A 25,481-nucleotide genomic window follows, 5' to 3' on the forward strand; every position below is an offset into this window, starting at 1 on the left:
ATTTAGTTTTAGTGTTCAATTTCATTCTACAAGTTACGTTTATATTTTTACCATGTTATAATACATAAAACAATCAATATAGCCTGAAGATTGAACTTTAGTTTGTTTTGCTTGTATTAATTAGTCGTCTATGGACAGATATGAGGGATTCATATGGATAGAGAAGAACTTGATAAGCAGCTCGAACAGAACGGCAGAAAAATTCAGTTGAATAAAGATGACAAAAGTTCAGGAAGAAAGAAACTGTTTGCCCTGGCGGCAGCTTTATTGATCATAGGCGGAGCCGGTGGTTACTTCATGGGGAATTTCAGCATTGTGCCCAAGGGAAGTACTGCGGCATCCTCCAGCCAGATGTTCCAGCAAACTCCTGATAAGAACAAGGAACTGCCGGCGGTCAGGAATACTGCGATTGTTCAGGCTGTCAAAGAAGTTGGCCCGGCAGTTGTCGGGATTACGACAAAAGTGTATGACAGGGATATATTCAACCGCCGCGTCGAGGTAGGAACAAGTGTCGGTTCCGGAGTTATTTTTGATAAAAAGGGATATATTGTTACCAACAACCATGTCGTTTCGGGAAGCAAGGATGTAAACGTATCGCTTTCTAATGGCAAGACGGTATCAGGAACTGTTATAGGCACCGATCCGGCCACGGATCTTGCCGTCGTGAAGATTGATGGCAGCGATGATCTTCCCGTTGCAAGTTTTGGCGATTCAGATAATCTGCAGGTTGGTGAAACCGCTATTGCCATAGGCAATCCTTTAGGACTTGAATTCCAGGGGACGGTAACCGTTGGCGTAATCAGTGCCCTGAACAGGAGCCTTGATGATGTTGACCAGAGATTTAAATTGATTCAGACGGATGCCGCAATCAATCCGGGCAATTCCGGAGGCGCTTTAGTGACGGCAGACGGCAAGGTAGTGGGAATCAATAGTGCGAAGATTTCCAAGGAGGGAATCGAGGGAATGGGATTTGCTATTCCGATTAACCAGGTAAAGGGCATCGTGCAGCAGCTGATTGAACACGGGAAGGTTATTCGTGCTTATCTTGGCGTTTATGCTGCTGATAAAGACATAGCTATGAGGTATGGATATACATGGAACAATGAAAACGGCGTCCTTGTTATGAAAGTTGCCGAAAACAGCCCATTGAGCCTTACGAACGTAAAACCGGGAGATTACATCCTGGCAATCGATGGCAAGAAGATCAGTTCAGTAAAGGAAATGAGGGATATTCTTGACGGACATCAGCCCGGGGACCGCATCAGCCTTACGTATTCACATAATGGCAGGGAGACGAATACAGACGTGCTTCTTTCCTCTGCTCCGGGGAACAACTCATGAAAATAACGATACTTGCTGTAGGAAAAATCAAGGAGAAATGGATGCGGGCAGGCATTCAGGAATATGTGAAGCGCCTGACACCATTTTCAAAATGGGAGGAATTAGAGCAGAATGAAGTGAAGATGCCTGATAACTGCTCTCCCGTCATGAAAGAAAAAATATTGATGGAAGAAGGAGAAAGCCTTCTTAAACACATTCGTGATGAAGATTACCTGATCCTTCTTGATTTAAAAGGAAAAGAAATGACTTCCGAGGAATTTGCGGGCTGCCTGAATGATAAGATGCTCACGGGGACCAATCACTTCTATTTTATGATCGGCGGTCCCTGCGGGAATGGAGAAAATATACGGAAGCGTGCAAATCTGCGCATATCATTTGGCAAAATGACATTGACGCATCAGATGGCAAGACTGATACTCTCCGAGCAGATTTACAGAGCCATGAAAATTATTCACAACCAGCATTATCATTTGTAATCGATAATCTGAAAACAAAAGATAAAATTAATTGCGGCTTTATTTAAAATTGGATAAAATAATATAGAAGGGAAGTAATAATAGATTTAGACTTTATTTTGAAAGGAAGGGGTTATGATGGCCAGGTCACTAAAAGCAAAGGATTTTATGACCAATTATGTATTTACCGTCTCTCCTGACATAACTGTACACGAACTGGTCGGGCTTTTTATTACACATCCGGTCAGTGCGATTCCAGTAGTTGGGGAAGATAATGAATTGTTGGGAATCGTTTCAGAAGGAGATCTTCTTTACAAGAAGGTTCGTCCACAGATTCCTCAGTATGTAGATGTACTGGGCGGAAATCTTTATTACTATGGTTTCGGGCGGTATGAAAAATCCTTCAGGAAACTGCTCGCAACGACTGCATCTGAAATCATGACAAGAGATGTGCGTTGTGTAACACCTGACACCGACATGGATATCATTACGACGCTCATGGTCGATGAACATTTGAAGACTGTGCCGGTTGTGGAAAAACCTAAGAAAGATATCAAGGTCAAAGGAGCCAAAGTGCCGGTTAGACTGGTCGGCATTATAACCAGACATGATATACTTGGCGCTATAGCCGCTATTGAGGCAGAAGAAGCCCTGAAGGAAATAGGCAAAGACAAGGGCGCTGAGAAATCAGATAACGGCAGCAATGCCAATGATAAGGAAAAATAACAAGCAATGAAATGAAGGCTGCAGATTTATGATCTGCGGTCTTTATTTCTTTATTGAGGATTTCCGAGTTTCCCAATAAATAGTATAATAAAAGAAGCGTTTATATGATAAAATAAATTGCTTGGGAAAGAACATATGGGGGATAAAGGGGAATTCTATAATGTTCAGATACATTGTTTCGGCTTTGAGCCAATTGCACAGGGGCGTACTGATCTGCGGTGGCTTTGCCTTGTTCATGGCTTTCGGCGCGCTTTTGCTGATGCTCCCCTTTTCTACAACGGGAAATGCTGAGGTCAGCTTTGTTGATGCGCTGTTCATGTCTGTAAGCGTTGTCAGCGTTACGGGAATGTCCATGTTTGATGTACGGACAGATTTCACTATATTCGGACAACTTGTGATATTATTCCTTATGCAGGTCGGCGGCCTTGGCATCATGACTATCATGGCGATGGTAGGGATATCGACGGGACGCAAGATCCGCCTTCAGGAACGTTTGCTCATCAGAGATTCGTTCAACCTGCAAACACCGTCAGGGATGGTTATGCTCGTGCGTAAAATCATATTCATGACACTCCTGGTTGAGTTTATCTCGGGGACACTTCTGGCAGTCTATTTTTATTTCAAATTTGGGCCCATGGGTATCTATCTTGGATACTGGCATGCCGTATCTGCATTTACCAACTGCGGGCTGGATATTATGGGAGCCAATGCAGGATTTGCCAAAATGGCTGCGGATCCCTTTGTCAGTACAGTTATTGTCGTAACGATGTTCCTTGGAGGCGTCGGATTCATGGCGGCGGATGACTTCCTTAGACACAGGAGCTGGTCCGGGCTGTCCTTGAACAGCAAGCTTATTTTCCTGATGGAAGCAATCCTGATTCCGCTTGGAACGATTATATTTTATAATCTGGAAGGAAATAATCCGGAGACCCTTGGCGGACTTTCTACCATGGAGAAATGGCAGAGCGCAGTATTAATGTCAGTTTCATCCAGATTGGGCGGATTTGCTGTTTTTGATATACATTCCATGCTTGATCAAACTGTCCTTCTGGTTATGATGTTCATGTTTATCGGGGCAGCTCCCGTATCGACGGGAGGCGGCATACGTACGACAACGATCGGACTGCTTTTCTTATCACTTTATGCCTGGATAAGAGGCAAAAAAGATGTTGTTATTTTTCATAAGCATGTAGATCCGGACTGTCTCGTCAAAGCATCGAATGTCTTTACTCTTGCAGTGGTGATCACGTTTATTACTGCTTTTCTCGTATTTGCTTTTGAGCCGATGAGCTTTGACTTTGAAGATGTCATGTTTGAAGCTGTCTCGGCTTTCAGTACTGTGGGTTTCAGCATGGGGCTTACTGGCGAGTGGAACACACCGTGCAAGATTGTACTGATGATAGCCATGTATATAGGCAGAATTGGCGTCATGACACTGGCAATTACATTTGCCAGCCATCACAGCCGCCAGCTTAAATATCCTAAAGAAAATATAATTGTGGGATGAGGATTATAAGATATGGGACGCAAATTACAGTTTTTTGTTGCAGGACTTGGCCGCTTTGGAGAGAGTGTCGCTGTAACACTGGAAAAAATGGGCTATGATGTAATGGCCATGGATATTGCAGAAGATGTAGTGCAGGATTTATCTGACACATTGGGTTATGTAGTTTGTGCCGACTGCTCAGACGAGAAAAACCTGACTGCTATAGGAGCAGGGAATGCAGATGTAGCAGTTGTAGCAGTAGGGGAACTATCTGCAAGCCTTATGACGACGCTTCTTCTGAAGGATATGGGTGTCAAGAAAATCGTTGTAAAAGCGTTGGACCCATTGCATGGCAAGATGCTCCAGAAGATCGGCGCAGACAAAGTTATATATTCCGAAAAAGAAATGGGCGTCAGGGTAGCACACAATCTGATTTCGCCAGGCATCGTCGATTACATTGAAATGGAAGACAATATCACGATTCTTTCCATTCATGTCCCTCAGGACTGGATTGGAAAGAGCTTAATAGATATAGATGTAAGAAAGAAATATAATATAACAGTTGTTGCAATCAAGAGGAAAGGGGAAATGTTCGTCAATCCTCATCCGGATATGAAAATGGATGTAGAGGATATGCTTGTCATTTTAGGGGATTCCGAGAGTGTTAAACGCGTAACAGCAACATTGGGGCAATAGATTTTCTTGAAATCACATATAATATTTGCTATGCTATGATACGTGTAATCTAAAAAAATATATGAACTCTGCTCCACTGGCAATACGTACCTGTTTTTTTAGGAAAATATTTTGCGGGTGGGATAAAAGGCAGATTTGTCTGGAACTGATTGAAATTATGGTTAATAAGTTCGTATTTAAAGTACAGGAGTGATTCCGCTTGGAAAAATTAGTGATTCATGGGGGAAAGACCCTTCATGGGAATGTGCGCGTTTCGAGTGCTAAAAACGCAGTTTTACCTATTATTGTTGCAACGCTTCTGCCGGAAACACCTGCATCGATCGTAGATGCGCCTAATTTGGATGATGTTTTTACTATCTGCAGTGTTTTGGAATCGCTGGGAGTAAAAGTTAAAAAAGAAGACAATGTCCTGACATTCGATTCCTCCTTATTAAATAAGACAGAAGCTTCCTATGAACTGATGAGCAAAATGAGAGCGTCCTTCCTGATCATGGGACCGCTTTTAGCAAAGATGGGACATGCGAAAATCGCTCTTCCCGGCGGATGCATGATTGGAAGCCGGCCGATTGACCTGCATCTTAAAGCCTTTGAAGCTATGGGTGCTGAAATCAATATCGGAAATGGTTTTGTAGAAAGCTATGCGCCGCATGGTCTGAAAGGGACTACGATTTACCTGGATTTCCCAAGCGTTGGCGCCACTGAAAATATTCTGATGGCTGCGGCAACGGCTGAGGGACGGACTGTTATTGAAAATGCAGCAGAAGAACCGGAAATCGTCGATCTTGTTACATTCCTCAATTCCATGGGTGCCAACATTAAAGGTGCCGGGACTAATATCATCCGTATTGAAGGCGTCCAGAAACTGGAAGGCGTTTCCCATACAGTGATCCCTGACCGCATCGAGGCCGGTACATTCATGATCGCTGCTGCTATGGCAGGCGGCGATGTTGTCATAGAAAATGTCCTGACAGAACATTTGAAGCCGCTTCTTGCCAAGCTGAATGAAGCAGGCGTTAAAGTGACAAAGGAAATTGACAGTGTCCGCGTCGTTAGTGATGGAAAGATCAGATCTACTGACATAAAGACACTTCCTTATCCTGGTTTTCCGACTGATCTGCAGGCCCAGTTCATGGCTTTAATGACAATAGGAAACGGAATCAGCAAAATTACTGAAACTGTCTTTGAAAACCGTTTCATGCATGTCGGTGAGCTCCAGCGCATGGGAGCATCCATTCAGGTGGAAGGCCGCTGCGCTATCGTTCAGGGCGTTCCTTTCCTGACAGGAGCTTTTGTGCGTGCAACAGATCTCAGAGCAGGTGCAGCCCTGACATTAGCGGGATTGGCAGCCCATGGAGAAACAGAGATCGGGGAACTGCATCATATTGATCGCGGCTATGATCATTTGGTTGAAAAATTACAGGGATTAGGAGCAGATATCATCCGTGTCGACAAAGACTGAAAGTACGGAAGAAATAAAAAAGGATAATTCCGGTCAAAGTTCGCTGATGGACTGGATCGGCTCATTCGGCGCAGAAGATATAGGGGTAGACATTGGTACTTCCAATATTGTTCTTTATGTAAAGCATAAAGGCCTTATATTTTCTGAAGCTTCCGTTTTAGCGCGCAATGAGATCACTCATGAATACTTTGCATTTGGCACTAAGGCAGAAGAAATGGAAGGAAAGGCTCCCCGTGAGATCAGTATCATCCGTCCGCTGCGCAATGGTGCGATTATTGATTATAACGGTGCTGCATACCTTCTAAACTCCATCGTCAATAAATCATACCTGAAGAGCATGTTTTTCCATCCACGCCTCATTATGTGTGTCTCTGACGGGATTAACAGTGTTCAGAGGAGAGCTCTTCTGGAAGCTGCTGTTGCCATGGGAGCAAGGAAGACTGTGCTGATTGACCAGCCGCTGGCAGCAATGATGGGGATGAATGGATCAGGAAAGACGCCTGAAGGGACAATGTTTGTAGATGTCGGAGGCGGATCTACGAAGGTATCCGTACTTTCACCGCGCGGAATCGTTGCCAGCCAGTTCTCTACGAGATCGGGAATCAAGATGGATCAGGCCATCATGAACCTGGTAAAAGAGAAATATCATGTCCGCATTGGCAGAAAAGAAGCAGAATCTTTGAAAATCGCCTTGGGAGCACAGTGGGATCTGGAGCAGACTCCGAGGATTTCTGAAACATTCGGACTTTCACTGGTATCCGGACTTCCTGTCAAGATTGCAGTGACTGGAGAAGACATTGCAAGCGCTGTCAATCCAATTCTTTATGATATCTTCAAGTGCATCAGGGATGTCATCCAGCGTACGCCGCCAGCCATTTTGGCCGATATCAGAGAACATGGCATCAAACTCATTGGCGGAGGCTCGCAGCTGAAGGGACTCGATATACTCATTTCCAAAATAGCGGGTTTCCGGGCATATGTTGTGGAAAGGCCTAATTATATTAATGCTGTCGGGGCAGGCAAATCTTTAGATTATATTAATGAATTCAGAGATTCGCTTCAGGATCTTCATTGATACGTCATTATATGAAAAGGAGATATGGAAAATATTCCATATCTTTTTTGCATATGCAACGCGTTTTTTGATGACATCATGTTAAGCTAAATACTGCAAGGATTTTAAATTGATGTGTGTTTTACGATAAAAGATGGTAAAATAAAAAGAATAATACATATAATGGATAATGAAAGCATTCTGATAAGAAGGGTGAGCAATCATGAAATTAAATAAAAAAGCAGGAATCCTTTCTATGCTGATTTTTGCAGGCGCAGCTTGTCCTGCTGTTTTCGCAGAACAAGTTCCTCAGAGCTCTGTCTTAAGCGGCGTTGTCACTTCTGTTGTGGAAGAAAATGCCGTTGTCAAGGAAGGACAGGTTATTGTAACGGTCGATTCACTTGTCGGACCGGTTCCGGCCGCAAGGGCGGATGCTGATGGTGTTGTGCGGAAAGTCTTGGTAGTCAAAGGACAGAGAATTGATAAACAGCAGGCAGTTGCTGTTATCGATACTAATAAGAATTAATGATAAGGGAAAATAATAAGCGATGCTGAAAAATAAACTGAAAAATCTCGCGCTGGCAGTGCTTCTGGCACTTTCCGGCATGGGTCAGGCTTATGCAGCACAGGAATTTCTGCCGGTTTCAGACGTGCAGGAAGGAATGCACGGATATGCTAAGACTGTTGTTCACGGAAGACAAATTGATACCTTCGATGTGGAAGTTCTGGGCATACTCAAGCATAAAGGGGCTTCGGGCGGAGATTTAGTATTAGTGAAGGTTTCAGGGCCTGTCATTGACAAGACGAACGGGATTGCCCAGGGGATGAGCGGGAGTCCTGTTTATATAAACGGCAAACTTTTAGGTGCCATATCATATGGCTTTCCGCAGTCTAACGGCCGGATAGGAATGGTTACACCGATTTCTGATATGATCCGCCTGTGGACCATTAATGATACGGATCAAAACACTAGTGATCATCCGGATACGAATGGTTTTGTGGCTTTGGATACGCCGCTTATGGCAGAAGGATATACTGGAAGCGGGCTGGAATTCCTTACGGAAAAAATGAAGGAATTCAATATGGTGCCATATTCTTCCGTCTCGGTCCAAAATGATGATGCGCCTTATCCTCTTGAAGCCGGCGGTTCCGTCGCTGCGACTTTAGTAACAGGCGACTTAAGGCTGGGAGCTGTAGGGACTGTTACCTATGTAGATGGGAACCACATGATCGCATTCGGACATCCATTTCTTGATAAGGGAAGTTCCGGCTACTTCATGCACAATGCATACATACTCACTATTGTGCCAAGCCATAATATTCCGTTCAAACTGGGATCTGTAGGAGCGGAAATCGGCGTAGTCAATCAGGACCGCGGTGCAGGGATCAGCGGGGTAAGCGGTATCACTCCGGATTCCGTGCGCCTTCATTCCAATGTTCTTGATCTGGATCTCAACAGGAGCACGGACTTTAATGTACGCATGATTCAGAATGAATCCATGCTTCCTGCGCTGACTGCAACATCTGCCTATAATGCCATAAGCAGGACAATGGACAGAAAAGGGCAGGGAACTGTTACTGTAAACTATACGCTGTTTCCTAAAGACCTGAATAAAAAGGCTTTTACAAGAAGCAACATGTTCTGGTCAGCGAATGAGGCTGCGGAGAAGAGTGTTGATGAAATTTATAATGTAGTCAAGCTTCTTGAACAGAACAGGTTTGAAAAGTATGAACTTCGAGATATCAATGTAGACATGAAGGTGACCTCCGAAAGGAAAACAGCGCAGCTTTTAGATGCATCTGCTTATCCGATGGTCGTCAGCCCAGGTGATACGATCCATATCCGTGTCAGGCTCCAGCCATACAGGGGAGAGGTTTTCTATAAAGAGATGTCATTTACCGTTCCATCCGACCAGCCGCTTGGAGACATGATTCTTGAAGTACGAGGCGGCGGCGTGATTCCGCTTCCGTACCTTCTTCAGCAGCAGCAGTATAATCTGACGGATGAAGTTCTTGACCGTGTGCGTGTGTATAAAGATTTCAACGATCTTTTCGACAAACTGCAGAAAGAAGACCAGAATAACCAGATCGTCGCTGAAATTCTGGATCCTTCAGTCAGCACAATTAATAACAAGACATCATCTTCAAAAACCAAGGCAGAAATTACTGACCGGGATGATTCGGATGTTCCTGATTACCTGAAAGGCAGAAAAGGAAACGGCGCAGATCATGGCGATATGAGCAAGGAGACAGCCAAGAGCTCTGTGCTGACCGATTATGTCATATATGGAGACGGGCAGTTTACTTTCAAAGTAACTACGCCTGAAGATAGAGACCGTAAGCTGAAAATCCTTATCAAGAATTCAAAGGAAAAAGGTATTGAGAAGATGGACAGCAGTGCGCTGCAGACATCCGAGAAAAAAGCATCGGACAAGACTTCAGAACCTGCTTCTGATAAGAGCGCAGGCAAGGACAAAGCCTGATGAAGTCAAAATTATTTATGCAAACCGCAGCTATTGGATAACTACTTATCCCACGGCATAGACTGCCGGGGAAATATAAATTTTTGAAGGGGGCTCCACATGGCATTTATTGAATCTTTGGGAAGACAAACGATCAGTATATTTCACCAATTAGGGGCCATTATCCTTTTATTGATTGCGGCGGTAAAGGAAATAGGCACGATTCGTAGCAGGGAAACATTTAAGCAGTGCTTGTCCCTCGGTGTTTTGTCATTTCCGATTGTTGCACTGACGCTTTTATTTACGGGCATGGTACTTTCGGTACAGATTGCAGGAGAGCTTACAAAATACGGGGCTGATTTTACTGTCGGGGCTATTGTTGCTATCGGTATAGGCCGTGAATTAGGCCCGGTTCTTTGCGGTGTTGTGCTTGCCGGCAGAGTCGGTGCTGCTATTACTGCGGAGATCGGCACAATGCGCGTTACCGAGCAGATTGATGCCCTGCGGTGCATGGCTGTAAGCCCGATCGGCTACCTTGTCGTTCCCAGGCTTGTTGCATGTATGGCAATGCTTCCCATCCTGAATGTTTTTGGCGTTGTAATCGGTGTCGGCGGCGGAATGATTGTAGCCTCCCTTTCACACGGAGTGTCTTCCTATGTTTTTATGCACTCGATTCGTGTATTCTGCGTTCCGTCTGATTTATATATCGGTGTTATAAAATCCATCATATTTGGAATGATTGTCGCTTTGGTCGGATGCGACCGCGGGATGACCTGTACTGCCGGTGCAGAAGGCGTAGGCAAAGCAACGACGCAGTCCGTCGTTTATTCCATAATTATGCTCTTTGCTGCAAATTATATTCTTTCATCTATACTGTTCTGAGGCGCATATGATTGATATTATTAATGTCGAGCAGACTTTCGGCGACAGAAGAATTCTGAAAAATGTAAATTTGCAGATCAATAAGGGAGAGACGATGGTTATCCTTGGTGCCTCCGGCTCAGGAAAATCTACACTACTCAAGATGATGATAGGGCTTTTGAAGCCAACATCAGGCAAAATATTGATCGATGGCAGAGATATAACAAAGATGCCTGAAACAGAGCTCAATGAACAGCGGAAACATATGGGCATGGTTTTCCAGTATTCAGCACTGTTTGACTCCATGAATGTCAAAGAAAACATTGCATTTGGACTGAGGATGCATACAAAACTGTCAGAGCCTGAGATTGATCAGGCGGTCAAGGAAAAACTCCATCTTGTGGGACTGGATGGAACAGAAGAACTGATGCCGTCAAACCTGTCCGGAGGCATGAAGAAACGTATAGGGCTGGCAAGAGCCATTGTCCTTGAACCGGAAATCATTTTGTATGACGAACCGACAGCGGGCCTTGATCCCATTCGTTCAACGGATATAAGTTTATTGATAAGAAATATGCAGGAAAAGCTGCATGTTACAAGTGTTGTAGTAACACATGATTTAAAGTCAGCGGAGCTTATAGCTGACAGGATGGCGTTTCTTTATGAAGGATCTTTCCTTGAAATCGGAAAACCTTCTGTGCTTTACCAGTCAAAAGATGCGAGAATAAAACAATTCATGAATGGATTGCCGTCGTCGCCGGATATAGAGAAAGAGGGGGATGAATGATGAAGTGGACAACTGAGGCGAAAGTAGGGGCTTTTTCGCTCGCCGGAATCATTTTGTTTACAATAATCATTGTTCATTTAAGCACTCTGGTTATTTTTGGCAGAAGCGGTTTTCTTGTAACAGGCTATTTTAAAGAAGCGGAAGGCATCGAAAAAGGAAACCCGATCCATTATGCTGGCGTAGAAGTCGGCATGGTCGACAACATTGCAGTTAAAAACGGTGAAGCGGTATTATCGCTGCGCTTCTATAATGATGCCAAGATTCCTAAGGATGCTGAGTTTACCATTCAAACCAGCAGCGTCATGGGCGGAAGATTCATTAAGGTTTCCGGAGGCCATCAGGACCGCGGATATCTCCAGAACGGCATGACCATAGAAGGTGTTGCCAGCCCGGGAATTGACCAGGCGATGGATAAAATGGATAAGCTGATCAATTCAGCGCAGACAATGCTGAACGGCATCAATGAAATTGTTGCGGATCCTAATGCGCAGAGAAATGTAAAGAACAGTATCAGTAATTTCGACGCCATTTCCCAGAATCTTGCCATTTTGACATCCCAGGGCATACAGACCGCTTCAGAAATTCAAGAAATTACGGGCCAGATCAACTCGATGCTCAAGCAGTTCAATGGAGATGGGAAAGCGGCTGCTGACGCCAGGGCAATCATGGATAATCTAGTAGTTACATCGGAAAATGCCAGGGAAATATCTGGAAATGCAAAGAACATATCTGGTAAAATTAATAATATAATGAATGGAAATGCAGATTTAGGTATGTCTGTTTCCGGGGAATTGTTATATAATACTAAGAAAGACGATTTCTCACCAAACATTTTCCTGAAAGCAGGCAAAGATTCTTACGGTCTGTTCGGGATAGAATCTGTTGGGAATGATCCTGTCTATGATGCCATGTTTGGAAGAATGAAGGGAATTTACGGAGTACATGCGGGAATAATCCGCAATAAACTCGGTATTGGTGCAGATTATGAAAAGAAAAAATGGAAATTCTCCGCCGATCTATTCGATCCGAACGACCTGGCTCTTCGTATACGCGGGACTTATGACTTAGGCGATAACGTTTTCGTCATCGGCCAGTCCATACTTCCTCATAGCAAAACCGGAGGAGGAGAATATTTAGGACTTGGATATAACTACTGATAAAAAATGAGTCTTAGAAGGGATGGAAATATATGAATAAATTTACCTACCATGTGTTACTTACATCAGTTCTGCTTGCGCTTTCTGTTGGAGCAAATGCAGAAGCAAAGGCTGCTCCTACAAGATTGACAACCGATCCTGCAATTACAGAAAAAGCGATTGCGGCGCAGATGAATCAGGTAAATTCAGAAAATAATGTTAATTTCAACAATATGCTTCTTCAGAAGAATTTAGGAGATTCCATTGCAGAGACGGCAGCTCCCAAAGCATCTGCTTTGGATATCGATCTCCGTGGGGCAGTGACACTGGCAATCCAGAACAATCGTGATATCACTATTGCTGAACTGCAGAGAAGAGAAGCTGAAGCGGATGTCAGTGCTGCAGCAGCTGGCAAAAATCCGTCACTCTCGAATACATGGAGCGCATCCAGAACAAAAGCCAAAGGACAGACTGGCAGCTATGGAATCGATAACAGCTTTGGCAACGGGCTGAAGGTTACCTGGCCGATCTGGACGGGCGGTTCTGTTGAGAGCGCAATCAATGCGGCAAGGTATGCTAAGAATATTTCTGACCTTGAAGTTTACAAGACTGAAGCTGCTACAAAGCTTTCTGCCGTCAAGGCATATTACAATTATCTGGAAGCTATCAAGCTTGCAGAAGTACAGCATGAATCAGTCAGCGATTACCAGAGCCATCTGACCAACGTACAGCAGCAGTTTGATGCAGGTGTTGTTGCAAAGCTTGACGTATTGACCTCCAATGTATCCCTGGCAAATGCAAAACAGGCAAGTATTGCAGCGGATAATACAAGAGATGTTGCTGAAGCAAACCTGAATAACATTATGCGTATTCCAATGAATACGAAGATCAATGCTTTGGATAAGGATTTCCCGGAACCTGAATTCGACATTACCATGGATCAGGCGATCCTTCTGGCACAGAAATACAGATGGGAACTGGTTGAAGCAGATTATCAGGTAAGAGTAGCTAATGAGAATCTGAGAAGTGCCAAGGCCGGTTATATGCCGACTGTAGCAGTAAACAGCGGATATAATTGGAAAGATTCTGATTTCCCGGGATTTGCCAATAAAGGATGGAGCATTGGCGGCTCCGTAAGCTGGCCGATCTGGGACGGCGGTGCAACTCAGGCTGCTATCAAGAAGGCAGAAGCAGGAGTTAAGGTTGCGCAGGAGCAGCTTCTGCAGTCCAGAGAAAGCGTCGAACTTGAAGTAAGACAGGATTATCTGAATATTCTGGCTGCTAAAGAGCAGATCCGTGCGACCGAAGCTTTCGTTGCTGAAGCTGAAGAAGCTTACAAGATTGCTGCGGTAAGATACAGCAGCGGCGTTGGTACGAACCTTGATGTACTGGATGCAGAACTGCAGCTGAGTACAGCTCGTACAAACTATATCAGCGCTTTGTACAACTACAATATCGGTCTGGCAACTTTGGAAAATGCAATGGGAATTCCTGCTGTTATCCATCCAGAGTTTGCTGCAGGCAGCGAAAATAAATAATACACGAAAATTTTCAAAATATATGAACTGGTAGGGAGCAGACTTTGAATAAAAGCAGAATCAAGTGGTGGCTGAACGGAATTGCCGCATTCATCTTTGTGGCAATCTGTTTCGTCTACTTACTAATACGGCCAATAATTGTACAGAACTTGGATCCTGTGCTGCACGAAAAGATTGGAGCCAGAGTAAATGGCACCATATCCTGGGAGCAGCTGGATCTCGATCCGGGTTATAATCTTCAATTCGCCGGTCTGGAATTGAAAGATAATAACGGGGATACTGTATTAAAGTCGTCCTATTTGACGATTGGATGGACAGTATCTTCTCTGTATGATTACCTGGTACATGATTCCGGCGTTGCATCCTTTGTTAAAAGTGTAACTGTTGAAGATCCTGAAGTCGATCTTCGTCAGGGGCAAGATAATTCCTGGAACATTCAGGATATTCTTAAACCGTCTGATGACACCAACAGCGGGACATTTACAGGAAAAGTGGCAATCAAAAACGGAACCATTGCCGTAAATACCGCTAATTCCGATCGCTATGTCTTCAATGATTTAAAGGGAAATTTTGATTGGAATAAAGATCAGAAAATCCATGGATCTTTCAACGGAACATTTATTGATAATCCTTTTAATGGAACGCTTAAGTATACTGATGAGTATAATCTGGAAGTAGATTTGAAAGCTGACAGCATTTCACTGAAGTCACTGCAGCCTTTATTGAATCAATTTCCTGACTTAAGCAAGAAAATAGAATTAAAAAATGGTACAGGAGAAGCGACGAGTGCAAAGATTTGGAGAAGTGATGGCGCTGTGGCTTACCACGTAAAAGGCCATTTTAATAATGCTGCTCTGAGCTATGAAAACTACATTCTGGCTGATGGAGCAGCTTTTTTTGATATTTATGATGGAGAAGCATCCTTTTCTGATGTTTCAGCAAAGATCAATGGACAAAATATTTCTGGCGATGCCAGAATTAACTGGAATCTGCCGGAGATCATGCTTCAAAGTAATCTGAATTTCCATGGATTTGAAATCGAAAAGGTCCTGCCGGACGAGCAGATCCGCGGGGCATTGACAGGAAGCATGCTTGTATCGGGTACTCTGAAAAATCCATATGTGTCCGGCGACGTCGTTTTGAAAAACGGCGGATATCAGGATATGGATATCTATTTGGCCAAAGCTAAGTTTATCTATGGGGACGACGGGATCATCATTCCTTCTCTGGAAGCAAAAACAAGTGCAGGGGAAATTACCGGGGACGGCAGATATGATCTTACCTCTGGTGCATTTAACGGAGAGGCTGTAGTTACTGATTTGTCCCTTGGAAATATTCCTGCTGATATTGGAGCTTTCGGAATATTGAATGGCAGTGTTGAAGCTGCCGGAAACTATAAAGACGGCGCTTTCTCTTTAAATAAAGGATCTTTTGTAGGAAAAGGGGAAGGTCTTTCGTACACTGATTATTCAGCCGGCAATGTGTCCGGATTTGGAAGTTATGACAGCGGAAATTGGAATTTTACCGGCTATGCCAGAGATATGTCTGCTAAGGGCGTCCATGTAGATACGCTTTCCGGCAATACAGAAAGTACTAATGGCGTTACGAATATCTCCTATGTGACGGGAACCATGGGAAATGGTGCATTTACTGCTTCCGGCGTTTATTCTGATCAGGGAATGAATATCAAGGCTGAAGCAGGAAATATTGATATGGGACAGTTTCCCGGATTAGCAGGTATCCCTGTCAGCGGCACAGCTTCATTGACTGCAGATATTCATGGTACTCCTCAGCAGCCTCAGGCCGATGTTATATTCAATGCATCTGATGGAGCAATCAAAGGAGCTGCATTCAATACACTGAAGGGAAGGCTTACTGCGGATGAGAAGACACTGACCATCTCTGATGCAAAATGGACAGGTGACAGCGAGAATCATACGGTCAAGGGTACTATAGGCATGGCAGAACCGCATAATTTGAATTTAAGCATCAAAACGGAAAAGAGCCGTATAGAAGATCTGCTCAGGCTGGCCCAGCTCGATTACCCGGTTACAGGCTGGATAGAAAACGATATGTCTGTTTCCGGAGATGTCGATCACCCTGTTGTAAAGGGGAATTTCCTGGCCTGGGATGGATCCATCAAGGGGGAACTCTTCCAGAGTATCTCCGCAGGATATGACTATGATTCTTCAGGCCTCAAACTTTCTAACGGCCTGGCTTATATCTATGACGGCACAGCTATGGTCAATGGCGTAGTAAGGCCGGATGGTCTTGATCTTCAGACGTCCTTTAATGATATCAGTATTGAAAGAATGCTGCCGCAGAGTGGAATTACAGGCAAGGTATCGCTCTTAGGCAGAGTGAAGGGCACGATGGATAATCCGCAGTTCGACGGAACGGCAGCAAGCCGTGAGATCCATGTAGGAGGAAGCGTCGTCAGAGTGGTTTCCACAGGCGTCCACTACAGGGATCATGTCGTGACTTTGGATGAAGGCTCGTTCAGGCAGCAGGGCGGCAGTTTCACTTGGAAAGGGAATTACAACGTAGAAAACAGTTCGATTGACGGAACGTTGAAATTTGACAACTGGAATGCAAAAGAAATCCTGCGTATGCTCAAAGTGACCTCGGATGCTGTTGATATTCCTGTAGAAGGCGGTATGCGTATCAGCGGTACGTTAGACAATCCGAGTGTGGATTTCAAAGCCAATATTCTCGGAGGCCATCTGGGTGCGACAAGTGTAGGTGATGGGGTAATAGACTTCTCCTATATGAATAAAGCACTGTCCATAAGAAAAATGAATATTCCTGTTGGAAACGGCGTGCTTGCTGCCCAGGGGGGAATGAACAGCCAGGGTGATCTGGATATCCAGTTTGCCGCCCGCGATATGGATGTATCCTGGATTCCTTCAGCGCTTAATAAGAAAGACGTTAAAATAGGCGGGACACTGACAGCAGGTGTTTATCTGTCAGGAAATAAGACCAAGCCTGTTGCTGATATTTCCATCGGCGTCGATCATCCAAGCTATGGTGATATCTCATTCGATGATTTCTCGCTTATGGCCAATATGAGCGACAATGTATTTACACTGCAGAATGCACTTATTACCAGAGATGCGTACAAGGCAAGCATGAAAGGTACGATCCCCGGGGCAATGTTTGGCCTCCCGGTCGTTTCGGATGTTCCGATTGATCTGGATATCAATCTTGACCATGCAGATATGAATATACTGGCATTGTTCTCTAAAGCCGTTACTTCAGCAAATGGACCGATCAAGGGCCATCTGAAAGTAACCGGAGCGTATAATGACCCAATGATCTTTGGCGGCGTCACTATAAAGGATGGATCGTTTACGCTGGCAACAATGTCCGAACCTATCAGCCCGTTCAACTTGAATCTTGCCTTTAATGGCAAGACGGCAGATGCTGATATGAGTGCTGTATTTGGCGGCGGACAGGCAAGTGCCAAAGGCAGCGTAAACTGGAATAATGCGGCTATTACAGGATACAGCGGAGAAGCACATATTCACACGCCTTCTATAAAATCGACGTATTACAAGGGAGCCCTTGATGGTGACTTTACGCTGGGCGAAGTGTTCGGCCAGATGGGCATCAGCGGAAACTTAAATATCCATGATGCCGTTATAGATGTTCCATTTGCTTTATTGGGAAGTTCAGGCAGTACGACGATGAATATGCTGACAAAAGTTGATGTCAGTGTCGGCGATAATGTAAGGCTTTACAATAGTCTCCTGTACGATATGCTGATTAGAGGAAACGTCAGTGTCATGGGTCCGGTCAAAGCACCGGTTGTGACAGGGCGTGTCAATGTGGAAAAAGGTGATGTAAGGATCAATACGACTGACTTCAGAGCAGATCAGGCCAGTGCTATCTGGGGCGGTGAGCCCGGATCTCTGATTCCTGTCATTCGTGCAAATGCAGTTACTAAAGTCGGTCATTATAATATAACAGCTGAACTCGAAGGACCGGCAACGGAAATGACTACCGTATTCCACAGTGATCCGTATCTGTCGGATTCACAAATCCTGATGCTTCTGACTCTGCATCAGAATCCGGACAATGACAGCAGCGGTGCCATGGAAGGCGCACTGTTCAATGCAGGGCTGACAATGATCTTCGGAAACGGAGTGCAGGATTTCCTGCAGGATAAGATAGGCCTTGACCTTATCAGCATTACCTCGAGCCTGACTGATTATTATGATAGTATCAACGATAACAACGATAATTACTATTACATAAAGATCGGGAAGTATATATTTAACGACTTTATGCTTACTGCTACGATGGGTGTCAACAATGATGAAAAGAGCGTAGGATTCCATTATGATCTCAATTCGCGTATAGGGCTTTCATCGTGGTATAATAGTAACCATGACAGTTATATTGGAACTGACTGGAGCTTTAAATTCTAGTATGACAGCTCCGCTTCATAGGAATCAGTTTGGGGTATTAATGAAAGTATGGGAGGCAGTCTGCCTTGCAGCAAATAGCAGTAAATAACTGTCAGTTCATTTGAAATCAACAGAAAAAATCATTAAAAATAAAAGAGGAGGATTTTATGATTACAACAAAACACAAAAAGGCGGTCATCCTTTCTACGCTAATGTTTTCTTTGACAGGCGCATCCGCTTATGCGCAGGCTCCGGGCATCGCAGGCAGCCAGAATGGAATGTCCCAGAGCTCAATGATTGATGTAAAAAGCGGACAGGCAACAGGCAAGGTTGGGGAAATCACTGATAAAACGGATAAGGCGGCTAATGAAGAACCTGCCGTTATGGTTCAGCAGTCTCAGCAAACTGTAGCTGTCGGGGATGCATCGCTGTATCTTTCCTCTAATGATGATTCTGCTATTGAGGCCCAGGTCGGCAAAACAATTACTTCTGTTGATTTTGAAGGAATCCCGGAAGAAGTAAAGGCAAAACTTGCTCCTTTGATTCAAAGCAAACCGGGATCCACTGTTACCGTTGAGGGAATCCGAAATGATGTGGCATCCTTAGGGAGCATTGGTGTTTTCTCTCAGATCAGACCGGTTTTCGTCAGCGTTCCGGAAGGTGTTAAACTGACATATCAGCTGGTTTCCAATCCAGTCGTCAAAAATGTAGAATTTTCAGGCAACACTGTATTTACCAGTGATTATCTGAAATCCATTATGCAGATTCCAAAAGACAGCGTTTTGAACTTCGTGCTCGTAAACCAGAAGCTGAGGGATATTGAAGATCTGTATCTGAAGCAGGGATACATGCTCGTGTCTATCCCGAACGTACAGGTATCTGCAGACGGGACACTTCATATCGATATATCCGAAGGCATTGTTGAAGACATCGTTATTGTCGGAAACGAGAAGACCAAGAATTACGTTATTACAAGAGAATTGAAATTAAAGAAGGGCAAGCCTTTCAATAAATTCCTGGCAAGCAGAAGTATGGAACGTCTGTATAACTTAGGTTATTTCGAAGACGTTAATATGAAGCTGCTCCCGGGAAAGACCAATGAACATGATGTCATCATTGAAATCGATGTCATTGAACAGAAAACAGGTATCGTAACTGTAGGTGCCGGTTATTCTGATGCTGATGGCACAGTAGGTATTATTGAACTGGGCGATACCAATTTCAGAGGTACTGGCGATAAGGTCAATCTGCATTGGGAATTCGGCGGTGCAGGCGCTGGCAAGAACTATACTCTTTCCTATACCAGACCCTGGATCAATGATAACGGAGACTCTCTGGGTGCGTCCATATTCAACCGTATTTATGAATACGATGACTATGATGCCAACGGGGACAAAGTAGCAGAATATGATAAACGCAGAAAAGGCTGGAATTTGACATGGGGTCATGTTTCCGACGAATACAGAACGAACTACTTCAATTTCGAAAGTTCCAAAGAATCTTATGATGATCATGACGGCTTCGAAACTGGAGAAGTTATGGACAAATATCTGGCTAAGAACAATATAACTGATTATCATGATTCTGACTGGTACAAAGCTATCATGGATAACTTTGGAACCACGAACAGCTTTACCTTCACCCATGTATTTGATAACCGAGACAATTACTTCAATGCCAGCAAGGGCCGCAGAATTTCGTTCGCAGCACAGTGGGGCGGCCATGGCCTTGGCGGCGATTATGATTTCTATAAATTTACAGCAGAAGGACGTTTCTACAAAGCTCTTGGAAACGGCCATATCTTAGCTCTCCGTTTGATGGGCGGTTATATTGACGGCGACGTATCTTACGGAAACCTGTTTGATTTGGGCGGATCGGATACACTGCGCGGTTATGAAGATGATCAGTTCAAGGGCAAGAAAATGTATGCAGCTACCCTTGAATATCGTTTCCCGATCGCTAAAAAGGTTCAGGGCGTCCTGTTCACTGATGCAGGAAGCACCTGGGGAATTGATGAAGGAAAGATACCGTGGTACACAGATGACGACTCTCTTAACTGGTCTGTCGGTGTCGGTATCAGACTCCAGACTCCGATCGGACCGATCAGACTGGATTATGGTCATGGTGATAGAAACAAATTCAACTTCAGCTTTGGTACACAGTTCTAAGGAAAAGGGGAGCTGTTATTCAGCGGCTTAAGTCCTGTTTGAATACTGATTTTATAAATGCATCATGCCGGGAAATGGTTCTGGCATGATACGGTTTTAGTCGAAAATATAATTATGGAATCATAGGCCGTATGGGACTGTGATTCCATGATCAATGAAGGAGAGTAATTTTATTATGATGACAACTCTTGGTAATAAGAAAAATGTAAAGATTTTTTCATTTGCTTTAGCGGGAGTGTTTATTGCTTCGGTTGCTGCCATGGCAGTCGTATCCATGGGGGATACTGCAAATGCAGCTCCTACCTCTGATATCGGTGTCGTTGATCAGAGGGAAGTCATTTCCAGCAATGGTACTTTGGCAATGGACTATCAGCAGAAACTCAAATCCACAGCTGATGAAATGCAGAAGGACTTTGATGCGAAATCTGCAGGCATGAGCGATGCTGAAAAGGAAAAACTTTTTAATGACATGCAGCAGCAGTTCAATCAGAAGAGAACATCCATCGAAAAGGATATGGAAGACCAGGTTACAAGCGCAGTCAAGTCTGTGGCTTCCCAAAAGGGATTATCCCTGGTCGTTGATAAATCCGCAGTCCTTTACGGCGGTACTGATATCACTAAGGAAGTAACAGATGCATTGAATCAGTCAGTTACGTCTGCCCAGTCATCTGCCGCTTCCGCTAGTAAATAACTGGAATACATAAAATGAAGAATAGAAACTGTTTGGGTTCTGCTGCTGCCATAATAATAGTCATGGTTTCGCTGATTATGGCTGGGTGTAGTTTAAAAAAGGAAGAGACTCCGCCGCCGGCTCCAGTGTATGGAGTGGCCGATTTAGAGACACTTGTTAAAGCGCATCCTAAATACAGTGAATATTTCAAATTGGAAACAGAATACAATCATCTTCTGGATCAATATCAGAATGAAAGAAAACGTCTGATTGCAATCTCTGCGCAGCAAGCCAAAATTAAGCAGGCTATGCAGGATCAAAGTGTGCAGCTGGCGGCTGAGAATGAGCTCAAGACGAAAGTCAAGATGAAAGAAGATGAGCTGAACAAAGGGCTTGCTGGTCTTTATTCAGAAATCAGTGCTGCTCACAATAAATCAGGAGAAACCTCGTTTGAAGGGCTCACTCCGGAAGAACGGGCTGAGATGGCAAATTTGCAAATGAAGCTTACCGTTCTGGGTGTTTCAGGTTCTGAAAAGGATAAAGTAAAAGCACGCCTCGAAGAATTGATCGATGCCAGAATTCAGCGCGAAAAGAATGATATGACAGGGTGGACGCCTGAAGAGGTAAAGCGTATGCAGGATGCTAAAAAAGCTGCTGAAAGCCAGCTGGAATCTTATGCGGCGTCCACAGCAGCAGAAATAAAGAAAGAGCTGGCTGAGAAGTACAGCAATGGTGTATCGGATTCCGCGATTGCCAATTTGCCGAATAATGAAGAATGGAATAATGGATGGAATGCAAGAATCGATGCCAAGCAGAAGCAGATGGCTGCTGTGAAGGCTGAGATTATGGCAGATATCCAGAAGGATGCCGGGCGGGTTGCATCAGAGAAAAACCTGACAATGATCTTCTCTAAGTACAAGGCTAATGTCAGTGCTGTAGATGTAACAAGTGATATCTTAGGCAAAATCATAAATGAAAATGGCTAGGAGGAGTCAGAATGATAGGTTCTACATGGAAAAAGCTGGCATGCGTTGGTTTGATTGCGTGTGCAGCTGTATTTTCCGGTTGTGGTAATTCGAGTAAAGTTGCAGTTGTCGATTACCAGAAAATAGAGAATGAATCTCCAAAAGTAAAAGACATTCAGAAACAGATTACTGATAAAGATACAGAAATCCAGAACAGATTGAATCAGGAAGCGCAGTCCGGGCTTTCTGATGAAGAAATGCAGAAGAAAGTTCAAGCTGCCCAGCAGGAACGCATGATTTTTGTTCAGAGCAAGCAGAAGGAACTGGAATCACTCATTCAGGCGCAGTGTGGTGCAATTGCTAAAGAAAAGAACATCGGAATTGTCATGTATCAAAGAGCGGTGCCTGTTGGTGCGGTAGATATAACTGATGAAGTTTTAAAGAGGATGGATGGATCCAGTAAAGCAGGATCCGCATCGAAGTGAGGCGACTATGAAAAAGACAGCTGGTGAATTGGCCGAGATCGTAGGCGGAGTTCTGCATGGGGATCCTTCTCTTGTGATTGATGATGTGTGCAGCGCTGAAAGTGCAGGACCGTCTCACATTACCTTTGCACGTGGAATTTATGCTGAGCATATTGAAGAGATGCATGCAGGCGTTATTTTAGTCGATGAACTGCCGGAGCATTTCACAAAAAATCTTATTGTCGTCCCGGACTGCCGCCGTTCGTTCGGCCAGTTGATTGATTTATTCCATCCGGAATCTCATTTTGAACCGGGCATCCATGCGACAGCTATTGTTAGCCCGAAAGCTCAGATTGGCAGCAATGTATGCATCATGGCGTACTGTATCATTGAAGATGGCGCTGTCATTGGTGACAACACGGTGATTTATCCATATACATATATCGGCAAAAATGCAGTTATCGGAAATGGCTGTAAACTGAATCCGGGATCGGTCGTTCATGAAAACAGTATATTAGGAAATAATGTCGTACTTCGTGCGCATGCTGTTGTCGGAGGACAGGGATTCGGCTTTTCAACCGATGAACAGGGACATCATACCCATATCCGCCAGTTGGGCAGGGCTGTGATTGGTGATAACTGCGAGATTGGTGCAGGTTCTGCTGTCGATAATGGTGCCATGAATGATACTGTTGTCGGAAGCGGCACTAAAATCGACAATCTGGTACATGTAGGTCATAATGTTCAAATCGGCAATGACTGCTTTATCATTGCGCAGACGGGAATTGCAGGAAGCACCACGATTGGAAATCACTGCATCCTGGCAGGACAGACTGGAATCAATGGTCATGTAAAAATTACAGATAATGTCGTTTTAGGCGGCAAGACTGGTGTTATCGGAAATATTACTGAACCAGGCGTTTATATGGGCTATCCTGCAAGAACGCATGCTCAATGGGGCAGGGTTGAAGTCATGGTTTCTCATCTGCCGGAACTGATGAAAAAAGTAAAAAAATTGGAAAAGCAGCTGGAAGCCCAGAAAGATAAAAAGTAGTATTTAAGTATATTTTGCAGTGGATACAGGGCTCGTATTTCTATGGATTGGAAATATAGAGTCCTGTATTTTTACCATTTTTTGCGGGTGTATGATTATGAGTCTGACATATAATTTCATGAAGCTTCTTGGGCGCGTATCCTGCAGCCTTTCTGAAAAAAATGCACAGCGCATGGGGAATTATCTGGGAGCTTTCTTCTGGATGCTTGTACCTCCCAAGCGCAAGAAGCTGGCCATTAATAATATTATTCGATGCGGGATAACAGATAATGAAAAAGAGGCGTCCCGGATCAGCAAAGCGGCTGCCGTACGTTTTGGCGATATTGGAGTATCCATGTTTCGCTTTCCGCTCCTCAATCAGGATAATATAAAGAAATACGTAACGATTGAAGGGAAAGAAAAGCTTGATGCTATTAAAGAAAGCAAAAAAGGCTGTATCCTGGCCGCTACTCACTGCGGAAACTGGGAACTTGAAGGGGCCGCACTTGCCCTTTACGGATACCCGCTCCTTTCAGTAGCAATGAAACAAAAAAATAAGGGCTTCGACCAGTTCTTATGCGAGTACAGGTCTATGCCGGGACAGACGGTTGAGTATAAGACTGGTGTCCGTGATATGCTCCGCCGTCTGAAACAGGGCTACTTTATTGGCCTCTTATGTGATCAGGATCCTGGTGATACAGGGATATTATCCGATTTTATGGGGCAGAAGACGCTGACGCCAACCGGCCCCGCCCATTTCTCTCTTCTTTGCAAACTTCCTGTCATGACTGCACTTATTCACAAGGACGGACCGTTCCACTATACCATCGTGATAGGGGATCCTATAGAGGCTGACGCAGGACTTGATAAGAAGGAAGCTATACAGAATGTGACGGATAAGATCAATATAAGGCTGGAAGAATGGATACGGAAGTATCCGGAAGAATGGTTCTGGCTCCATAATCGCTGGAAATGGACAGATCGTTTTTATCCAGAGTTGAAAAAAGGAAATGATCATGCAGCTAAAGTCTGAGAAGATATATATTGGGGAAATTCCCGTGTATGTAGTGCATCCTATAAGAGAAGAAAAAGGCCCCGTTATCTTTTATCATGGCTGGAGCAGCAATGCTCTGGCACAGATGTCCCGCGCAGCTTTGCTGGCGGTCAATGGATATACGGTGTACCTGCCGGAAGCTCTTCATCATGGCGAAAGGGATCCATTGGAAGATTATTATGTTGTAGAAGACTATCCCGTATTTTGGAATACTATTTTCAATAACATAGAAGAGTACAAATCCCTTTATGAATTTATTACGGCCAAAGAGAAGATGGCTCCGTTTATCATGGGACATTCAATGGGAGGCATGACTGTTTTAGGTATTGCCTGTAAATATCCTGATAAGGTAAGAGGAGTCGTTTCCTTCAATGGTTCGGGTGACTGGGGGCTTACTCATCTGTTTATCCAGGCAAGATTCGGGGTCAATGTAAGCAGGAACTGGGTATTGGAAGATGTGGTTGATGCCAGATCGCCGGTGAATAATCTGGAACATCTGGCTGACATTCCGATTTTAATGACAAATGGAGAAAGCGATATCTCAATAGATCCAAGAGCGCAGGCGCATTTCTATGAGAATCTAATGCAGGTAAACCATACATCAAAAAGAATTACATATCCATTATTAGGCCACTTCGTGACGACCAATATGATGGATGACGCAATTTCGTGGATGGATGAGGTGTCCGCCAGAAAATAAAATTTAATTCTAGAGGA

The 25,481-nt window shown here is 44.2% G+C and carries 21 protein-coding genes; all 21 read left to right on the forward strand.

What is annotated here, in order from left to right:
• Positions 1-153 precede the first annotated feature (153 nt).
• The 21 genes from M3200_RS02945 (at position 154) to M3200_RS03045 (ending at position 25,464) form a co-directional block, all read left to right on the forward strand.
• Entirely contained in the window at positions 154-1,341 is a 1,188-nt protein-coding gene (locus M3200_RS02945) for a S1C family serine protease (RefSeq protein ID WP_022382047.1), read from the forward strand.
• Positions 1,338-1,817 carry a 23S rRNA (pseudouridine(1915)-N(3))-methyltransferase RlmH gene (gene rlmH, locus M3200_RS02950; protein ID WP_108849682.1) on the forward strand — a complete coding sequence of 160 codons (480 nt, stop codon included), beginning with the start codon at positions 1,338-1,340 and terminating at the stop codon, positions 1,815-1,817. The genes M3200_RS02945 and rlmH overlap by 4 nt, the downstream gene beginning before the upstream one ends.
• 114 nt (positions 1,818-1,931) lie before the next feature.
• A complete protein-coding gene (locus tag M3200_RS02955) occupies positions 1,932-2,522 on the forward strand; it encodes a CBS domain-containing protein (RefSeq protein ID WP_288178102.1) in 591 nt (196 codons plus the stop codon).
• 160 nt (positions 2,523-2,682) lie between these two features.
• Complete coding sequence (locus tag M3200_RS02960) at positions 2,683-4,029, forward strand: TrkH family potassium uptake protein (RefSeq protein WP_022382050.1); 1,347 nt, start codon at positions 2,683-2,685, stop codon at positions 4,027-4,029.
• A gap of 12 nt (positions 4,030-4,041) precedes the next feature.
• Positions 4,042-4,704, forward strand: a complete 663-nt coding sequence (locus M3200_RS02965; RefSeq protein ID WP_022382051.1) for a potassium channel family protein — start codon at positions 4,042-4,044, stop codon at positions 4,702-4,704.
• 199 nt (positions 4,705-4,903) lie between these two features.
• Positions 4,904-6,163 carry a UDP-N-acetylglucosamine 1-carboxyvinyltransferase gene (gene murA, locus M3200_RS02970; protein WP_022382052.1) on the forward strand — a complete coding sequence of 420 codons (1,260 nt, stop codon included), beginning with the start codon at positions 4,904-4,906 and terminating at the stop codon, positions 6,161-6,163.
• On the forward strand, positions 6,147-7,238 hold the full coding sequence (locus M3200_RS02975) for a rod shape-determining protein (protein ID WP_022382053.1): 1,092 nt from the start codon (positions 6,147-6,149) through the stop codon (positions 7,236-7,238). The genes murA and M3200_RS02975 overlap by 17 nt, the downstream gene beginning before the upstream one ends.
• 202 nt (positions 7,239-7,440) lie before the next feature.
• On the forward strand, positions 7,441-7,743 hold the full coding sequence (locus M3200_RS02980) for a hypothetical protein (RefSeq protein ID WP_022382054.1): 303 nt from the start codon (positions 7,441-7,443) through the stop codon (positions 7,741-7,743).
• Between the two features lie 22 nt (positions 7,744-7,765).
• Positions 7,766-9,700: a SpoIVB peptidase S55 domain-containing protein gene (locus M3200_RS02985; protein WP_022382055.1), complete on the forward strand. Its 1,935-nt coding sequence runs from the start codon at positions 7,766-7,768 to the stop codon at positions 9,698-9,700.
• Positions 9,701-9,799: 99 nt separating this feature from the next.
• Entirely contained in the window at positions 9,800-10,561 is a 762-nt protein-coding gene (locus M3200_RS02990; RefSeq protein ID WP_022382056.1) for an MlaE family ABC transporter permease, read from the forward strand.
• A 7-nt stretch (positions 10,562-10,568) separates the two neighbouring features.
• Positions 10,569-11,327: an ABC transporter ATP-binding protein gene (locus M3200_RS02995; RefSeq protein WP_022382057.1), complete on the forward strand. Its 759-nt coding sequence runs from the start codon at positions 10,569-10,571 to the stop codon at positions 11,325-11,327.
• A complete protein-coding gene (locus tag M3200_RS03000; RefSeq protein WP_022382058.1) occupies positions 11,324-12,484 on the forward strand; it encodes an MlaD family protein in 1,161 nt (386 codons plus the stop codon). The genes M3200_RS02995 and M3200_RS03000 overlap by 4 nt, the downstream gene beginning before the upstream one ends.
• Before the next feature lie 32 nt (positions 12,485-12,516).
• Positions 12,517-14,001 carry a TolC family protein gene (locus tag M3200_RS03005; RefSeq protein ID WP_022382059.1) on the forward strand — a complete coding sequence of 495 codons (1,485 nt, stop codon included), beginning with the start codon at positions 12,517-12,519 and terminating at the stop codon, positions 13,999-14,001.
• A 44-nt stretch (positions 14,002-14,045) separates the two neighbouring features.
• A complete protein-coding gene (locus tag M3200_RS03010) occupies positions 14,046-18,431 on the forward strand; it encodes a translocation/assembly module TamB domain-containing protein (protein WP_022382060.1) in 4,386 nt (1,461 codons plus the stop codon).
• A gap of 146 nt (positions 18,432-18,577) precedes the next feature.
• The gene (locus tag M3200_RS03015) at positions 18,578-20,578 is read left to right on the forward strand and encodes a BamA/OMP85 family outer membrane protein (RefSeq protein ID WP_022382061.1); all 2,001 of its coding nucleotides are present in this window, start codon (positions 18,578-18,580) and stop codon (positions 20,576-20,578) included.
• Positions 20,579-20,753: 175 nt separating this feature from the next.
• Complete coding sequence (locus M3200_RS03020; RefSeq protein WP_022382062.1) at positions 20,754-21,269, forward strand: OmpH/Skp family outer membrane protein; 516 nt, start codon at positions 20,754-20,756, stop codon at positions 21,267-21,269.
• 14 nt (positions 21,270-21,283) lie between these two features.
• Entirely contained in the window at positions 21,284-22,234 is a 951-nt protein-coding gene (locus tag M3200_RS03025) for a hypothetical protein (protein WP_022382063.1), read from the forward strand.
• A gap of 11 nt (positions 22,235-22,245) precedes the next feature.
• Positions 22,246-22,698, forward strand: a complete 453-nt coding sequence (locus M3200_RS03030; RefSeq protein WP_022382064.1) for an OmpH/Skp family outer membrane protein — start codon at positions 22,246-22,248, stop codon at positions 22,696-22,698.
• Positions 22,664-23,731 carry a UDP-3-O-(3-hydroxymyristoyl)glucosamine N-acyltransferase gene (gene lpxD / locus M3200_RS03035; protein WP_353867216.1) on the forward strand — a complete coding sequence of 356 codons (1,068 nt, stop codon included), beginning with the start codon at positions 22,664-22,666 and terminating at the stop codon, positions 23,729-23,731. The genes M3200_RS03030 and lpxD overlap by 35 nt, the downstream gene beginning before the upstream one ends.
• Before the next feature lie 97 nt (positions 23,732-23,828).
• Positions 23,829-24,743, forward strand: coding sequence for a lysophospholipid acyltransferase family protein (locus M3200_RS03040; RefSeq protein WP_108850874.1), 915 nt, complete (start codon positions 23,829-23,831; stop codon positions 24,741-24,743).
• Positions 24,721-25,464: an alpha/beta hydrolase gene (locus M3200_RS03045; protein ID WP_288178103.1), complete on the forward strand. Its 744-nt coding sequence runs from the start codon at positions 24,721-24,723 to the stop codon at positions 25,462-25,464. Before M3200_RS03040 ends, M3200_RS03045 begins: the two co-directional genes overlap by 23 nt.
• Positions 25,465-25,481 lie beyond the last annotated feature (17 nt).

This window comes from Dialister sp. CAG:357, assembly GCF_000435155.1.
In the GTDB taxonomy this organism is placed as follows: Bacteria; Bacillota; Negativicutes; order Veillonellales; family Dialisteraceae; genus Dialister; species Dialister hominis.

Coding starts and splice junctions, on each gene's coding strand:
- M3200_RS02945 (WP_022382047.1), top strand. CDS start 154: ATGGATAGAGAAGAACTTGATAAGCAGCTCGAACAGAACGGCAGAAAA.
- rlmH (WP_108849682.1), top strand. CDS start 1,338: ATGAAAATAACGATACTTGCTGTAGGAAAAATCAAGGAGAAATGGATG.
- M3200_RS02955 (WP_288178102.1), top strand. CDS start 1,932: ATGATGGCCAGGTCACTAAAAGCAAAGGATTTTATGACCAATTATGTA.
- M3200_RS02960 (WP_022382050.1), top strand. CDS start 2,683: ATGTTCAGATACATTGTTTCGGCTTTGAGCCAATTGCACAGGGGCGTA.
- M3200_RS02965 (WP_022382051.1), top strand. CDS start 4,042: ATGGGACGCAAATTACAGTTTTTTGTTGCAGGACTTGGCCGCTTTGGA.
- M3200_RS02980 (WP_022382054.1), top strand. CDS start 7,441: ATGAAATTAAATAAAAAAGCAGGAATCCTTTCTATGCTGATTTTTGCA.
- M3200_RS02985 (WP_022382055.1), top strand. CDS start 7,766: ATGCTGAAAAATAAACTGAAAAATCTCGCGCTGGCAGTGCTTCTGGCA.
- M3200_RS02990 (WP_022382056.1), top strand. CDS start 9,800: ATGGCATTTATTGAATCTTTGGGAAGACAAACGATCAGTATATTTCAC.
- M3200_RS02995 (WP_022382057.1), top strand. CDS start 10,569: ATGATTGATATTATTAATGTCGAGCAGACTTTCGGCGACAGAAGAATT.
- M3200_RS03000 (WP_022382058.1), top strand. CDS start 11,324: ATGATGAAGTGGACAACTGAGGCGAAAGTAGGGGCTTTTTCGCTCGCC.
- M3200_RS03005 (WP_022382059.1), top strand. CDS start 12,517: ATGAATAAATTTACCTACCATGTGTTACTTACATCAGTTCTGCTTGCG.
- M3200_RS03015 (WP_022382061.1), top strand. CDS start 18,578: ATGATTACAACAAAACACAAAAAGGCGGTCATCCTTTCTACGCTAATG.
- M3200_RS03020 (WP_022382062.1), top strand. CDS start 20,754: ATGATGACAACTCTTGGTAATAAGAAAAATGTAAAGATTTTTTCATTT.
- M3200_RS03025 (WP_022382063.1), top strand. CDS start 21,284: ATGAAGAATAGAAACTGTTTGGGTTCTGCTGCTGCCATAATAATAGTC.
- M3200_RS03030 (WP_022382064.1), top strand. CDS start 22,246: ATGATAGGTTCTACATGGAAAAAGCTGGCATGCGTTGGTTTGATTGCG.
- lpxD (WP_353867216.1), top strand. CDS start 22,664: ATGGATCCAGTAAAGCAGGATCCGCATCGAAGTGAGGCGACTATGAAA.
- M3200_RS03040 (WP_108850874.1), top strand. CDS start 23,829: ATGAGTCTGACATATAATTTCATGAAGCTTCTTGGGCGCGTATCCTGC.
- M3200_RS03045 (WP_288178103.1), top strand. CDS start 24,721: ATGATCATGCAGCTAAAGTCTGAGAAGATATATATTGGGGAAATTCCC.